The sequence below is a fragment of the Reichenbachiella agariperforans genome, assembly GCF_900142205.1.
Taxonomy (GTDB): domain Bacteria; phylum Bacteroidota; class Bacteroidia; order Cytophagales; family Cyclobacteriaceae; genus Reichenbachiella; species Reichenbachiella agariperforans.
Genome location: NZ_FRAA01000001.1, coordinates 340803 through 357737, shown reverse-complemented (window position 1 = coordinate 357737; position 16935 = coordinate 340803). Strand labels below are relative to the sequence as shown.

At 43.2% G+C, this 16935-nt stretch carries 7 protein-coding genes; 6 read left to right on the top strand and 1 reads right to left on the bottom strand.

Going from position 1 to position 16935, the window contains the following annotated elements; genetic code table 11:
• Window positions 1–146 precede the first annotated feature (146 nt).
• Window positions 147–1685 carry a peptide MFS transporter gene (locus BUB99_RS01305; protein WP_245816770.1) on the top strand — a complete coding sequence of 513 codons (1539 nt, stop codon included), beginning with the start codon at window positions 147–149 and terminating at the stop codon, window positions 1683–1685.
• Window positions 1686–1778: 93 nt separating this feature from the next.
• On the top strand, window positions 1779–2969 hold the full coding sequence (locus BUB99_RS01300; RefSeq protein WP_073118729.1) for a lipase family protein: 1191 nt from the start codon (window positions 1779–1781) through the stop codon (window positions 2967–2969).
• 3 nt (window positions 2970–2972) lie between these two features.
• Here BUB99_RS01300 and hrpB read toward each other — a convergent pair whose 3' ends face one another.
• On the bottom strand, window positions 2973–5456 hold the full coding sequence (gene hrpB, locus BUB99_RS01295; RefSeq protein ID WP_073118728.1) for an ATP-dependent helicase HrpB: 2484 nt from the start codon (window positions 5454–5456) through the stop codon (window positions 2973–2975).
• Window positions 5457–5767: 311 nt separating this feature from the next.
• Between hrpB and BUB99_RS01290 the strand changes: the two genes are divergently transcribed.
• From BUB99_RS01290 to BUB99_RS20335, 4 genes are all read left to right on the top strand, one after another.
• The gene (locus tag BUB99_RS01290; protein WP_084190277.1) at window positions 5768–7693 is read left to right on the top strand and encodes a tetratricopeptide repeat protein; all 1926 of its coding nucleotides are present in this window, start codon (window positions 5768–5770) and stop codon (window positions 7691–7693) included.
• Between the two features lie 2 nt (window positions 7694–7695).
• Complete coding sequence (locus tag BUB99_RS01285; protein ID WP_073118723.1) at window positions 7696–8412, top strand: LytR/AlgR family response regulator transcription factor; 717 nt, start codon at window positions 7696–7698, stop codon at window positions 8410–8412.
• Between the two features lie 217 nt (window positions 8413–8629).
• Window positions 8630–10342 carry an alpha/beta fold hydrolase gene (locus BUB99_RS01280; protein ID WP_170863708.1) on the top strand — a complete coding sequence of 571 codons (1713 nt, stop codon included), beginning with the start codon at window positions 8630–8632 and terminating at the stop codon, window positions 10340–10342.
• A 369-nt stretch (window positions 10343–10711) separates the two neighbouring features.
• Window positions 10712–16935 (top strand): BspA family leucine-rich repeat surface protein (locus BUB99_RS20335; protein ID WP_170863707.1); only part of this gene is annotated, 6224 nt, incomplete at its 3' end.

Here is a 16935-nt window from a genome sequence, read left to right as displayed (position 1 = left end):
ATCAGATTTTGTATGCACGCCACTTTAGATTGATAGCTGTAATCTTTCCTTTTTTGAGGAAGGGAATATGTGAAATAATAAGAACTATATGTACAATGTCTAACCATCAGACTTGATTGTATATATTAGCAAACCAAAAAATGATTATGACGATGAACGAGGCGAATGCACATGAAACTCCCCAGCTGATGGGGCATCCAAAAGGGTTGTTTTACCTTTTTTTTGCAGAACTATGGGAGCGATTTAGTTTCTACGGCATGCGTGCACTGCTGATGGTCTATATGACCGAGGAGGTTTACCGATCATTGGTCGAACGTGATGCGATCGCGTCTACGATCTATGCGGCCTATGGGGCACTCGTGTATGCAACGCCTGTGATCGGAGGTATGTTGGCTGATCGCCTGTTGGGCTACCGTAGAGCGATATTGCTAGGTGGTATAGCGATGGCACTGGGACATTTCGTTCTAGCCTTTGATAATCAAATCTGCTTTTTCTTGGCCTTGGCTTTGTTGATCGTAGGCAATGGTCTCTTCAAACCAAATATCTCATCTTTTGTCGGAGCACTCTATACAGAAGGAGATAAACGTAGGGACTCAGGTTTTACGATCTTCTATATGGGGATCAATCTAGGGGCATTCGTCGCACCGCTTCTATGTGGTTGGTTAGGGATGGCCTATGGTTGGCACTATGGTTTCGGTGCGGCAGGTATCGGTATGTTAGCAGGTGTGATTGTATTTCAGTCTGGCTTGAAGACTGGCGTGTTTGGATCACATGGTTATGCACCGGATGAGGCTTATCTGAGCAAGTCAGTTGCAGGTTTACATATTAAACATTGGGTCCCGATCATCGCTACAGTACTGGTACCTATGATTGCTGTGATCATGTACTATGGAGAAATGACCTTGCCACTGTTGGGTACTTTTCACTATGAAGGACAGATTGTCGAATATATATTTTATGCGATATTGATCGTGATACTGGGAGTGATCTTTAGTACGATGGCTCAGGTCAGTAGGCCTGAGAAAGAAAAGCTACTCGTGATCGTACTGCTCACGATGTTTATGACGATGTTTTGGGGTGGATATGAATTGTCGGGAAGTACGTTGACATTATTTGCACTTCGCAATGTGAACATGGTAGGGATCAATGCCTCACAGGCCAACTCCATCACTGCGTTGTATATTATAGCTTTGGCAGTTCCATTTTCATGGATATGGGTCAGGTTGTCCAAAATTAAAGCCAATCCTGTCACACCATTCAAGTTTGCCTTCGGTCTGTTGCTTTTAGGGGGAGGATTTGCTGTTTTTGCCTGGAGTGGCAGTTTCGCAGATGAGTTGGGTAAAGTACCGATGTGGTTTTTATTGCTGGGCTATTTACTGTTCTCGACGGGAGAGTTATTTATGTCGCCCGTAGGTTTGTCTAAGGTCACGGAGTTGTCTCCCAAGAAAGTCGTGGGATTCATGATGGGCGTATGGTTCTTGTCTTCTGCCTTTGCGTTTAGAATCGTCGGAGCAGTGGGTAAACTGCTGGCTGTGGGAGGAGCTGCCGAAGATGCTGACCCTTTGGTCTCACTACAAATCTATACCGATGGGTTCGAGAGTATTGCTTTCGTAGTACTCAGTGGTGCTGCTTTGGCCTTTGTATTGGCTCCTTTGATGCGAAAGATGATGCACGGTATACATTAAGTCTTTCTCTCTGAAGAATATTTAACTAACACAGGTTTGCGAATTTGGTATGGTTTTTTCTAAGGGTATGTAAACAATTCATTCCATACTTGTATGCGCAAACCTATAGCATTTTTCCTGTCTCTAGTATTTAGCCTACCTCTTTATGCTCAGATGTATCCAGGATTCAAAGCACAGGAAGCTAAAGATTTCATTGCGCTGTGCAATAGTTTTACCTACCTCGAACTCTACGATAGTGATACGGTGATTATTCCTTCGGGGTATGAAAAAATCTTTACGTCTGGTGTTTTTGGGATGGATAACAAGTATCAGGTCTACACCAATGGTAATCATGGTGTAATTTGCTTTAGGGGATCAACTGCTGATCAAAAAAGCTGGTTGGCGAATTTTACCTCTGCCATGATCCCTGCTGCTGGGGATATCAAAATAAAGAACGAACCTTTCAACTATGTGGTGTCTAATGTTGAGGGAGCTGCGGTACATTCAGGGTATATGCTCGGATTGGGATATTTGCATGCATCTGTCTTAGAACAGATACGGTCACTCAACAGGCAGGGGATCTTCGATATTTATCTAACTGGACATAGTCAGGGAGGTGCTTTGTCTGCCTTGCTGTTGGCATACCTAGATGGTCTACCTAAGGAAACCATCTCCTCCAGAAACCAATTCAAGAATTATTCATTTGCTAATCCCATGGTGGGAAACAAACGGTTTGCGCAGGCATATAATGAGAAATATGCCGAGACAGGCTGGAGTATGCGTGTGATCAATCCAGCTGATCCAGTGCCTAAACTACCTATGAACTATATGGAAGAAAAGGCATTGTCAAAAAGAGGAATTCTTTCTCTATTAGAGGATGAAAATGGTTTTGATACAGGGCTATTGTTGAAAAGCGCATTCGTTCAGACATTTGAAGGGTTCGCGACTAATAGGGTTCAATCCATGAGTGTGTCAGCAAGCGAACGACTGGCCAAAGATTTAGGAGATATTGTATTCCCTCCTTATGTAGATGATATCAACTATTTTCAGACGGGGCAACTGATTACGCTACATCCGTTTGCCTATCCCAGGATGTACAAAGAATGGGTAGCAGCGTCTTACGATTCGTTGGCCGAAACAGCTGTTAGAGATTCAGAAGGTTATTTTGTGGATGAATCATATTACGAAAGGCCTCCTATGTTTTATCAACACAAACCGCACAATTATTATGTCGCTGTTTTGAAAGCCTATTTTCCAGAAGAATACGATGCATTAATGGTCAAATACTTGCCTGAGGATTTATAGTGTCTATTTCTTTCGTTTTACACCGCTGATGGCTTGTTCTTGCCAAGGGTCTTCTGGCCATACGTGTTTCGGATAGCGTCCTCTGAGGTCTTTTCGTACCTCAAAGTAGGCATTGTTCCAGAAGCTATTGAGGTCACTTGTGATTTGCACTGGTTTGTAGCCAGGAGACAAAAGGTGCATTAAGACACTGGTTTTTCCCTCATTGATTTTAGGCGTGTCGACTAGTCCGAATACTTCCTGTAGGCGAACGGCCAGTATCGGTGCACTGCCATCAGCAGCATAGTTTAATTTGATATGTGAGCCACTTGGCACATTGGTTTTTACGGGAGCGAGCGCATCTAGCTTGCCCTGTAGGTCATAAGCTAGCGAATGCTGCAGTACTGATTTCAAATCAATCTTTTTAAGGGCTTCTGGTTTTTTAATTCCTTCAAGATAGGGGGCTAGCCATTCATGGTTAGTCGCGAGTAGCGTAGGAGTACTAACATCAGGCCATCCTTGGTTAGGATTCCATTGTCTGAGGCTGAGTACGCGGTTTTGCCACTGGGTCACGTTTTCTTCCCAGTTCAATAGGCGCTCGCCTTCTTTTTTGAGAGTATCGCAGATTGCCTCTACAAGTCTTGATTCGTCGGGATTTGATAGCGGGGTAGAGCGCAGGGTGATGCTACCGATACGCATGTCTAGTGAGGCTATTAATCCGCCTTGCCGTGTATCCCATGTGATGATTTCTTTCTCTTCGACCATAGGCATCAGGTCACGAGGGTTGAGCGGAGAGGCCATGAATATTTTTCCCATCCCGTCACGTGCGTCCATGTGTGCGATGGCCAACCAAGGTTCGTTGGCGAGATCATCACGGTGTCCGAGCATGGCATATTTACCATTGGAAAGTTGAAACTGAGCATTGTTGCCCGGTCGAGCATAGGCGATGCGCTCGGGATAGGCGTATGACAACAGTATGCCTGTTTCATAAGGATCGTGGCTGTCGTTTTCTGCGTCGAGCGAAAAGAGTTGTCTGTATTGTTGAGCTACTTTCTCTATTCGTGCAAATTTCCGTCCGAGTCGATTGTCACGTCTCAATCTTCGGAGTACTTCGATTCGCTCGTTGATGTCTGTACCGGCTTCTTTGCCGAGGGGGTCACGTTCGTCAAGTAGTGCCGCGATATCAGAGGCGAGTGCGATGAGGTCTTGCTCTTCAGCCATGCGTAGCATATGAGCAATCCTCGGGTGACAGGGAAGTTGATGCAGACGTTGCCCATGTGGTGTGATCTTGTTGTTGTCGAGTGCTCCGAGTTGGTGTAGTAGCTCTCGTGCCTGTAGCACAGCGGCATTGGGGGGAGGAGTGAGCCAGGTCATTTCTTGGACGTTGCTGATACCCCACTGCGCCATGTCGAGTACGAGACTGGCGAGATCGGCTTCCATGATCTCTGGTGTCAGGTGTTTTTGCAACCGGTCTTGTGTGGCTTTGCTCCATAGCCGGTAGCAGACCCCTGGACTGAGACGTCCAGCACGTCCAGCTCGCTGGTCAGCTGAGTCTTGGCTGATTTGTACGGTTTCTAGTTTGGATAGGCCCGATTTGATGTCAAACTTGGATGTACGCCCAAAACCTGTATCTACGACGATCTTGATCCCCTCGATAGTCAAACTCGTCTCTGCGATGGAGGTCGCTAGGACGATTTTGCGTTTGCCGTCTCGGTTGGGCAGAATGGCTGCCATTTGTTTGCCATGTGGCAAGGAGCCATAGAGTGGGTGGATGGCAAAATCATGCATGTCCTTGCGCAGGACCTCTTCACATTTAATAATCTCTCCCTGACCAGGGAAAAATGCTAAGACATCTCCATCGTGTTTTTTGGTGGCCTTACTGATGATACGTGCAGCGATCTCTGCCATCATCCATTCGTCCTGCTGGTCTTCATAAAATACGTCGACTGGATATTGGCGTCCCTTGCTTTCTATGAGCGGCGCTTTGAGTAGTGCCGTCAGTTCAGTGGTGTTCAGCGTAGCGGACATGATCATGAGCTTGAGATCAGGGCGGAGGATGCTTTGGGCCTCCCGGCACAGAGCGAGTGCTACATCTGCATGTAGGTTACGTTCGTGAAATTCGTCAAAGATCACTAGTGCTACATCTTCAATGGCATTGTCACTATGAAGCATGCGTGTGAGGATGCCTTCGGTGACGACTTCTATTTGGGTGTGCTCACTGACCTTGGTGTCAAAGCGAATGCGATACCCGACGGTTTTGCCGACTGGCTCACCGATCAACTCCGACATACGTACGGCAATGGATCGTGCAGCGAGTCGCCGGGGCTCTAGCATGATGATCTTTTTGCCATTGAGCCAGTTCTCTTCTAGTAGTGCTAAGGGTAGCAAAGTACTCTTGCCAGCTCCGGGAGGTGCGTGCACGATGAGTGTGTTTTCCTGTGCAAGATGCTGTCGGGTAGGAGCTATGACCTCCGTGATGGGAAGGTCTATCTGATAGGGGTCAAAAGACATATTGTTCGCTTAGCTATGAAGCTGCGAAAGTACACAGTCTGGTGTACAAAAGACAACAACTATGGGCAAGAGTAGTGAAACAGAGGTGGGAGGAAACGAAAGTGATCATGTTTTTTATGGAGGTAAATCCTACTGGATATTATTGTATTCATTTTGTGACCAAAGGCCATTGTATATAAAATGCTATATCTATTTTAGCCTAAATATAGGTGTGGGGTTGTCATGATAGCATATGTCAGATCACAGCTCTTTGAATACGTTGTTTAATTAGCCTTTCGAGTAATTGTGGGGCGACAAATGAATGCATAGTTATGAGAAATACTGCTTTATTCTGGCATTTGGTTGTCACGATGTTCGTGATGACAAATGATGCTAGGTCAAACGAAAACATAGATAGTCTGCGACATGCGCTTTCTCTCCACAAAGAGGACACATCTAAGGTGCAGATTCTTAATGACCTCTCTTATGCGTATTTTTATCAAAGCAATGATTCCTCTATCTGGGCATCCCAAGAGGCATTGTCCATAGCAAAAAAGATCAACGATCAAGCGGCTAAAAGAAGAGCTTTTTATTTGTTGGGTTTAAATTATCATAATTCAGGACAATTCGAGTATGCTTTGGATTACTATGATAGTTCTTTGGTTGTCAATGGATTCGTATACGATTCTGCTTGGAGAGCTATTATCCTAAATGACGTAGGTAAAGTGTATAGAGTCATGAGTAGATATCCCAAAGCATTGGAGAGCCACTTAGAGGCTCTTAAAATAAGACGTGCCTTAGGCGATACTATTGGTGTTTCCAACGTGCTTAATAGTATTGGTACCCTTTATTTTCGTCAAAAAAACTATGACAAAGCGCTGAATTATTACCAGCAAACGCTCGACATACAAGAGTACATGGGCGTTTTGATGGACCAAGCATCTACGCTGGGCAACATTGGGTTGATTCATATGAGTCTTGAAAATTATCCAGAAGCGTTGAACTATAGTTTGCAGTCTTACAGATTGTTGGATTCGCTGGGCGAGTCATGTAGATTGCCATATCCAGCAATAAATATAGGGCATACCTACCTTGAGTTGGGCAGGTTGGATGAGGCACTTCAGTACTTGAAAATTAGCTATGACTGGTCTGTAGTTTGTCATATCCCAGAGGGCGTTTGTCAATCTTTGTATTCTATGGGACAAATCTATTTTAAGCAGGGACAATACGACCTTGCCGAGCAAAAATGGAAAGAGGGATATGAGCTGGCAGAAGAGTATGATTTAAAAACCTCCAAAATGAGTTTAGCCGAGTCGCTATTTGAGTTGTACAAATCTAAAGGTGCTTCTGATCAAGCCTTACATTATTTGGAGATAACGTTTGAACTCAATACTGAGCTATTCAATGAAGGCATGACGGAGCAACTGACCACTTTGGAGCTTAATTATACGTTCGAGCAAGAGCGTGACTCACTGGAGTTTCAAAAGCAATCCGAATTGCTGTCGGTCAACGCCCAACTAGATCAGCAGCGGTTGATGAAGTATGTAACGATAGCTGGGTTGCTGATTACTTTGATTTTTACCTTTGTGATCTATCGCTACTACCGATTGAGTCAAAAGGCCAAGTCCATACTTCAAAAGAAAAATAAGACAATATCTGAGGCTTTGGATGAGCGTGAAGTCCTGCTGCGAGAGATTCATCATCGAGTCAAGAATAATTTACAAGTGGTGAGTAGTTTACTCAATATCCAGTCCAAATATCTGAATGACGAGCTGGCCAAGAAGGCTGTGTTAGAAGGTAGGAATAGAGTACAATCCATGGCATTGGTTCACGAGAAGCTGTATCAATCCGAAAATCTGTCTCAGGTAAATGTCAAGGAATATCTTCACGAGCTTGCCAACACTTTGTTTCAATCCTACGATGTGTCTGAGGAGAGAGTGAGGTTTTCAAGTAAGATAGAGATGGTGGACTTGTCAATCGATACCACTATTCAGATTGGTTTGATTATCAACGAGCTCGTGTCCAATGCCTTAAAATATGCTTTTCCTGATACCAAACAAGGGGTGGTTTCTCTATCTCTCCGAAAAGTAGAGGAGATTCATGAACTAGAAGTCTCGGACGATGGTGTGGGTATAGCTTCACCAGATGATCTATTGAAGTCTTATGGCTATAGGATTGTAAGGTCCATCTCTAGAGGGCTGGGAGGGACGATCACGATGCAACATGAGAAGGGAACAACCTTTAGACTAACATTCTAAGCATGGATAAAAAACGACAAATAATGATAGTAGAGGATCAACCTATTATTGCAGATGACATAGCGATCTACTTGGAGCAAATGGGTCATGAGGTCGTGGGTATTTGTGATTCGGCGGATCAGGCTTTGGCAGTTTTGGATCAAAAAGAGGTGAGCCTTGTGCTGTTGGATATCAAAATCAAAGGAGACAAAGATGGGATTCAATTGGCGCAGCTCATTCGTCAAAAGAGAGCGGTACCATTCATATTTATTTCATCGCTATATGATAAGACAACAATCACCCGGGCAAAAAATGCTAGCCCATCTGGGTATATAGTCAAACCCTTCAAAGATGAGGATATCCAAGTGGCGGTGGATATGGCACTAGCCAAAGTGCAAATTGAACCCGTGAGCAAACCTAATACGGAGCAGCTCAATCTATTCGTTCGGAACAATAATGCCATCGTTCCACTTGACTTTAATCAGGTCATCTATGTAGAGGCATCAGACAACTATTCGATTTTTTATACAGAAGAAGACAAGTATGTGGTGTCTCAGACGCTAAAGAATGTAGAGGATATTCTCGGTGATCAGGGGTATTGTCGTATTCATAAGACCTTTCTAGTGAATTTGAGGAAAATCGATCGCATCGAGCACAGTGTGGTTTTTGTCAACGGCAGCCCGTTGCCTATTGGTAAGGTATATAGGAAACCATTTATGGATCGTTTGACCGTGTTTTAGAGTCGTTCACTCATTGTATATTCCGTTTACCCGTGTCTACTGGTTAGCGAGCATCTAGGCAAGTACTTTTGTAGCAGCAGTTATACAATAGTCAAACCATAAATACCGAGAAAAATGACCGAGCCAAAAAATGCTCCTATGCATCTGAGGAGTACTAGATATTGCCTACCCATACTAGTTTTGATATTTGATCGTTGTACACAAAATGATTGAACCGATGAAACCAGCAACGCAATACACTAAAAGCGGTCATATCAATATAGCTTATCAGGTATATGGATCTGGTCCCATCGATTTGGTATACATTCCTGGATGGGTATCCAATATAGACTGGATGTGGGCATGCCCAGAGTTGGTTCATTTCTTTGAGGAAGTGGGCAAGTTTGCTAGACTCATTTTGTTTGATAAGCGTGGTACGGGTCTGTCAGATCGTATCGTAGAGTTATCAACCATCGAGGAACGAATGGATGATATCAGAGCCGTGATGGATGCAGTAGGCTCTCCCAAAGCAGTGTTGTTTGGACATTCAGAGGGTGGTTCTGTGTCGGCATTGTTTGCAGCGACCTATCCTAACAGAACAATATCCTTGATCACATTTGGTGCGTTTGCTAAACGAAGGTACTCTCCTGACTATCCTTGGGCACCCACAGATGAAGAACGACAGAAAGTCTATGAGATGATCGAAAACAGCTGGGGAAGTGGAGAAATGAGACTAGAGTCTCTTGCTCCTTCGTTAGCCAATGATCGGGTTTTTATGGATTGGCTGGCTAATTATTTTAGATCTGGGGCTAGCCCGAGTGCGGCTATGGTATTGACCAAAATGAATACAGAGGTGGATATTGTGGATATCTTGGGTTCGATCAAAGTACCTACGTTACTTATGCAACGCACCCATGATGTAGATGTCAAAATAGAAGAGGGAAGATTCATTGCTGATCGCATAGAGGATTCGATTTTCGTAGAATTTGAGGGGAGTGACCATCTATTTTGGGCAGGCAATACCGAAGAGGTATTGGAAGAAATACGAGCATTTGTGACGCATGTCATACCAAAGGTAAGCTATCAAAAAAGACTTCTCACCATTTTGACTGGACGGGTTATCCCATCAGATGACATGAGTCATCAAGAGATCGTAGGCCAATTTGTAGGGCAGCATCGTGGCAGTATTATTCAATTCGATCAGGGTGTATTCATTGCGGCTTTCGAAGGGCCGAATAAAGCGGTGCATTGTAGCTTAGATTTACAAAATGCAGTGAAAGGGTTAGCACTCGAATTGGCTATAGGGATTCATATTCTAGAGGGTGCCGTAGATCAAGTACATTTCGTTCGTGATGAAACAGAACTGTTGGTCAATGAGATTCTAAAGCACACCCAACCTAATCAAATATTGATCACACAAACAGTGAAACATTTACTGTCAGGTGCGGGATTGAATTTCGTTCCACATACATCGGTGTTTGAGACTGTGTTAGGTGAAAAAATGCTGTTATTTGACGTGAAGGATAATACGAGTGCTGATAAATATCATGTTGATTTTAAGGCGAGTAATTTAGATAGAAGAGGGTCATTCTTGGAGAATGTTCTAGAGAGCATTGAAGAAAATATAAGTAATGAATGCTTTGGTGTAGAAATGTTGTGTAGAGAAGTAGGTGTTAGTGAGCGTCAGTTGCAACGAAAACTCAAGGCGATTACCAATAAATCCCCTAATCAACTGATCAGTTCGGTAAGGCTACACCGTGCCAAGGAGTTAATCCTTGGTCACCATGATTACAATATCACAGAAATTGCTTTTAAAATGGGGTTCTCAAACCCTTCCTATTTTTCTAAATGTTTTAAAAAAGAGTTTGGATTATCTCCATCAGATTTTTTGCAAAACCAATCTAGGTATGAGCCAGTCGCAAAAACCATAGCGCTTTCTGAAATGATCTAACTCAAAGCCAATTAAAGTGTCGGAATTGTTTAAGAAATGGTCGGTTTTGTACTAACCGACCAGTACTGTTTCGGTGTAATTTTACAATAGTTAAACTTTCAAAGGGAAAATTGATGTAGCATACATTTCTTGTACGCTATGTACTGAAGTGCTAAAAGATAAATTCAAGTTCCACAACACGGTTAGGTTAGGCCAAAGTAGGCCTTAGGTTTGGGTGACTCAGTGAGTCACCCTTTTCCGATATGTGTTCACGAATAAAGAAGGATTCTCTCTTGACTTTTCTTTGTATTTGACACTTGTCAACTACAAAGTACATCTCTCAAAAGTTTGATGAAAGATAATAATTCATCTAAAATTATACAGACAGCTATGAAAAATTCATTTCTATCTATTGTCCTGAGTCTCATGCTTTTTCAACCGCTATTGGCTCAAGAAGATTTTCAACCATTTGTCTCATCATGGAAACTGAGTGCCATTGATGAAAGTGTGACCATTGCACTGAATACGAATTTTACCTATGATTTTACCTATGCATGGGTGCATGAGGGGGACACTATATCTGACGGTGCACACCAGTCGGTAGATGGTGATTTTGCTACCGTGTTTTCGGCGGGTGACTTCTCTGCTTTTGGACTTACTGAACCTGATACTGTTGAGTTGTATATAGCAGGTGCATTCCCTCATCTTACAGGCTACTCCAAGAGCCAATTGGTGGATGTAAATCAATGGGGGGATATTGTCTGGGGGAGTTTCGATCAAACCTTTGCGAATTGGGGAGGAAGTACATTCTCTGCTATTGACGCCCCCATTTTGAGTAGTGATGGGGTGAGCTTTTTTAGAATTTTTCGGCAATCAGGTAGTTTCAATGGAGATCTTAACCACTGGGATGTTAGTCATGTCAATAAATTTAATGAGGCTTTTCAGAGTGCTCGTTCCTTCAATTCTGATTTAAGTTCATGGGATCTCACAGGGGTCGATAATTTCGGGAATTCGTTTAATGGTGCCAATAAATTTGAGGGACATGGCTTAAGCCAATGGGACATCAGTAATGCATCAAGGTTTAATGGTACTTTTAATAGTACTTCTATCTCAACCGCTACTTATGATGATATATTAATCAGTTGGGCAGCACAGGAGGTAAAGAGGGGAGTCGATTTTGGTATAGGAAATATTGAAGTCTGTAGCACGGAGGCTGAAGTAGCAAGAGAAAGGCTTGTCAAAGATTTTAATTGGACGATCACAGATGGTGGAACCTGTGATCAAGCTACTAACATTCTTTCTTTTAAACTCTCTGAAGGTCAGGTAGATGAAGCAATGATCGACTATAGTAATCATACGATAGAACTTGGGGTGCTTTCAGAGGTGGATGTTACCACTTTGTTGCCTGTATTGACATTGTCAGAAGGAGCAATAAGCGATCCTGAAAGTGGTGTCTTGCAAGATTTTACCAATGCTGTGACTTATACGATTACAGCCGAAGATGGATCAACTTTACAGGATTGGACAGTCAGTATGAGTGTTACTAGTCAGCGCCCATTTATCACCTCATGGTCTGTGACAGCAGAAGAAGATATTACGATTGGGCTCAATGACGATCTTCTGTATGATTTTAGTTATATCTGGAAAGATGATGAAGGAAATGTAACAGACTTTGGTAGCCATCGGTCTGAAGATGGCGATTTCAGTACTGTTTTCTCAGAAACAGGAACGTACACCCTTGAGGTTTTTGGAGGTTTCTCTCATTTGACTGGCAACTACCCCAAGGATCAGCTGCTGGATGTTTTGCAATGGGGAGATATTGTATGGGAAAGCTTTTATCAAAGTTTTAATGAATGGCCAGGTGCTGATTTTAGTACCACAGATCTACCTGACCTGAGTCAGGTAGATGATATGAGCCAAATGTTTTTTCAAGCAACGAATTTTAATGGTGATCTCAGTGCATGGGACGTCAGTAAGGTTACCAATATGTCCAGAATGTTTGAGAATGCTGAAAGTTTCAGTGAGGACCTTAATAACTGGGATGTCAGTCAGGTTATCAATATGTCACGAATGTTTTTTGGGACGAGTGTTTTTAATAGCGACCTGAGTCTCTGGAATGTGGGTAGTGTTACCAACATGTCATCTATGTTCGAGAATGCCAGTGTTTTTGACGGTCATCTAAGGGACTGGGATGTGAGTAGTGTCACCAATATGTCCAGAATGTTTGAAAATGCTGAAAATTTCAATGAGGATCTAAGTAACTGGGATGTCAGTCAGGTTATCAATATGTCACGGATGTTTTTTGGAACGAGTGTTTTCAATAGCGATCTGAGTCTCTGGAATGTGGGTAGTGCTACGAATATGTCATCTATGTTCGAGAATACCAGTATTTTTGACAGTGATCTTAGTGATTGGGATGTGAGTAGTGTCACCAATATGTCATCTATGTTTGATAATGCTAGTACCTTCGACAGCAACCTTAGTGACTGGGATGTAAGTCAGGTGACTACTTTTGAAAGTACATTTAGAAATGCTACAGCGTTTAATGGAAACGTAGACAACTGGCAAGTAAATGAAGCAACGAATATGTTTTTGATGTTTTCTGGTGCAGAAAATTTCAACCAAGACATTAGCGGTTGGCAAACAGGTAATGTCACGGATATGAGAGACATGTTTTCTAATGCGCAGGCCTTTAACCAAGATATCTCTCAATGGGATGTAAGTAAGGTTACTAATCTATCCCAGATGTTCAAAAATGCAACAGTTTTCAATAGTGACCTAAGTTCTTGGGAAATCGGTGCAGTTACAGATATGGGTGAAATGTTTTCTAACTCAGGGCTGTCCCCTCAAAATTATGATAAGGCACTTATGGCTTGGTCTGCTCAAGAAGTCCATGATAACGTGTCCTTGGACGCAGAGGACATCACTTTTTGCAAAGGAGCAGAGGCCAGACAGGCCTTGATCGACGACCATGGCTGGACTATCGGAGATGATGGGCAGTTTTGCTCCAGCGAAACAGATATTCTTAGTTTGGCAATGCTGAACTTCAATAAGTCTGCATCAGTAAATACTACCAACCATACCTTGAGGATTGTACTTCCTCAAAACACGGATGTAAGTGTTTTGCAACCTTTGATGACGCTTTCTCCTGGAGCAACTACTTCACCGGCTAATGAGGAGGTGGTAGACTTTACCGATCCTGTTACCATTACTGTCACTGCCGAGGATGGAACCACGACGCAGGATTGGATCGTCACGGTGAATGTCGTGCCAAGCAACGACTTCTGCTCAGATGCTATCACAGTCACCATAGGAGAGACCGTGTCTGGCAATACGACTTTTGCCTCCAACGATGCAGCGGTGGCTTCAAGTTGTGGTAATAACGAAGTGCGAAATGATAATGATGGCGAAAATGGAGGGATATCGGTTGGCGTCTGGTATAAATTGGTGGGAAATGGCGAAACCATTACATTAAACACCTGCACAGGAGATAAATATGATTTTGATGATACGAGTTTGAGCGTGTATACAGGATCTTGTACTACAGGTCTGGTATGTTTGGCAGGAAATGAGGATGGAGAGCAAGCCGAATGTGGAGGTGATGGCTATTTAGCTAGGCTAAGTTTCAATTCCATATTAGACGAAGAATACTTTGTGTTAGTGGATGGGTATGGAGACGCTAAAGGTGAGTTTGATTTAATCACATCAAGTGTGCCCACCACCCCACCTCCAGCCAATGACAACTGCTCAGGAGCAGAAGTGCTTACGGTATTTGCAGAAGGAACGGGAACGCCTACAAATGGAACCAATGCGCATGCGACCGCTTTTACTCAAACCCAAGAATGTGATCAGTACGGTACTATAAACGACGTATGGTATCGATTCAATTCGGGTACTAATGTAGAGGTGTCTGTTACGGTGGCGTTGACAGATACTGATGCAGACGGTCCATTGGTAGTGGCAGAATCCATACAAATCGACGGATATGAAACATGTGGTGGAGAATCACTGGATATTTGTGAGGGAGAGGGTACGTTCACGATGGATGTTGAACCTAATACAGATTATAAATTACAGCTTTGGAATGGTATCGATGAAGAAGGGACGTTTACTATTCAGATCAATGATGGATCCAATACCGCAGCTACTGTAGAAGATGCTGAGGTGTCGATGAGCCGCTTTAGTACCAACGGCAGTTTAGTAGAAACGGTGATTGCCAGTGATGAAGAAGGACATAAACAGCTATATAGTATTACTGCAGGTAATGAAGAAGGAATCTTTGCTATCGATGAAGTTACTGGCGGAATAACTGTTATTGACGAAACTGTTCTACAAGCATCAGCTACTACCAGTTTTGAACTGACCATACAGGCGGCAGACCAAGGGCCAGGAGCGTTGACTTCTACAGGTATCGTTACGATAAATATAGTAGACAATGAATTTCCAGTAATAGCAGATCAGGAGATCACATTGGATGAAAATTCAGCGAATGGTACGGTAGTTATACAAGTAGTCGCTACCGACGATGACGGTATGGATTTTACGATAATTGGTGGCAATACAGGGGCTGCCTTTGAGATGAGTTCGACAGGTGAAATCACAGTCAATGCGTCAGAGCAATTAAATTTTGAGGAGCAATCCGTTTTCGTCCTAGAGATAGAAGTCACAGATCAAGACCTAGAACTCCCACTTGCGAGTAGTGCGAAGGTGACTATCAACCTAAATGATGTCAACGAGTCACCAGAGGTCAGTGATGTCAGTTTTAATATTAGTGATGTCAGCCCAAATGGTTTAGTAATTGGAACCATTGATTTTGCTGATGAAGACGCTGATCAGTCGCATACCTTTGCCATTACCGTAGGGAATGACGATTCTATTTTTGGAATAGACGAAACGACAGGCGTGTTGACGGTTGCTGACAATGGCAATCTTGTGACCGATACAGATTATTCGTTGACCGTAGTGGTCACGGACAATGGTAACCCGACACGTTCAGGGAGTGCTACAGTGGGTATCTCATCATTCACGAATACGCCTCCTGTCATCGCTCAACAGTTTTTTAGTTTGGAAGAAAATACTGCAAATGGCACAGTAGTAGCTGTAGTGCAGGCGACTGATGATGATGAGAATGAGCTTTTATTCTCAATCGTAGGAGGTAGCGGTAGGGATGTGTTCTCGATAGATACGGATGGAGAATTACAAGTAGCGGATCAATCTGTATTAGACTTTGAAACCCAGTCATCTTTTGACCTTCGAGTGAGGGTGACAGATGATGGGATTGGAGAATTATTTAACGAAGAAATTATCACGATCAATTTGACAGATGTCAACGAAGCACCGATTGCAGATGACTTGCGCTTGAACATGAGTGCCTTTGTGCAAAATGGACATGTGTTGGGAACTGTGTTGGCCGCTGATCCAGAAAATGATGTATTGACTTATACGATTCTGTCAGGAAACGAAGAAGGTGCATTCGCTGTAGGACCGAATACTGGAGTAGCTGCTGTCATAGACGCTAGTCAAATTAATGTAGAAAATACCCCGCGTTACGATTTGGAAGTAGAAGTGAGCGATGGGAGTTTGTCAACGATAATCTCAGTAGAGGTATTCGTATTTGTCAATCAATTCCCCAGCTTGCTTGCTACGGAATTTGATATAGACGAGAATTCTCTTTTAGGGTCAGTTATCGGTACTTTGGAGTCAGATGATACGGATGGTATAGACTCGTTTGAGATCATATCTGTCAGTGAGGAAGGGCTTGTATCTTTGGATTCTGAAACAGGAGAGATAACCCTAGGAGGTAATGGCGATGCTGTTGGGGCGTTTAGTTTGGATTATGAAAGTATCCAAGAGGTAGAGCTTCAAGTAAGGATTACAGATAAAGGTATAGGTGCACTGGAGACGATCGAAACCGTGACGATCGTGGTGAATGATGTTAATGAATTTGCACCATTCGTATCTAATGTAGAGATCAATGACTTGCAAGAAAATGCCAGCGAAGGAACAGAAGTAGCTACCGTGACGGCTTCAGACGAAGATAGCTTCCAGACATTGACTTATGCAATTATTGGAGGGGATACTGGCGGAGCGTTTGTTATCAGCAACGAAGGGTCTATAACAGTCAATACTTCCTCAGTCCTTGATTTTGAAACCAGTCCCTCATTCATTTTGACAGTCGAGGTTAGTGATAGTGGAGAGCCAGCTAGAGTTGTAGAGCAAGAGGTCACTGTTGCGCTCACAGATGTGAATGAAGCACCGGAATTGACGGCTATTGGGGCGCAGACAGGTAGAGTAGGAGAAGAACTGTCTTTTACGGCTAGTGCTTTGGATGTTGACCTACCAGCTAATACATTGGTCTATTCTATTGACTCGAATTCCGAAGATAAAGGAATGAACATAGATGCTTCTACAGGCGTTTTGAGCTGGACAGCTTCTTCTGAACAAGCTGGAGGTCATTCGGTGGAGGTATTGGTAAGCGATGGAGAATTCTCTGATTCTGAAATTGTTGCAATTACTATTCATAGTATCGCCACTGAAGTGCTAACTTTTGTACTAACAGATCAAACAGGAGCAGCTACTATCAATACAACGGATCATACCGTAGCTATCGAAGT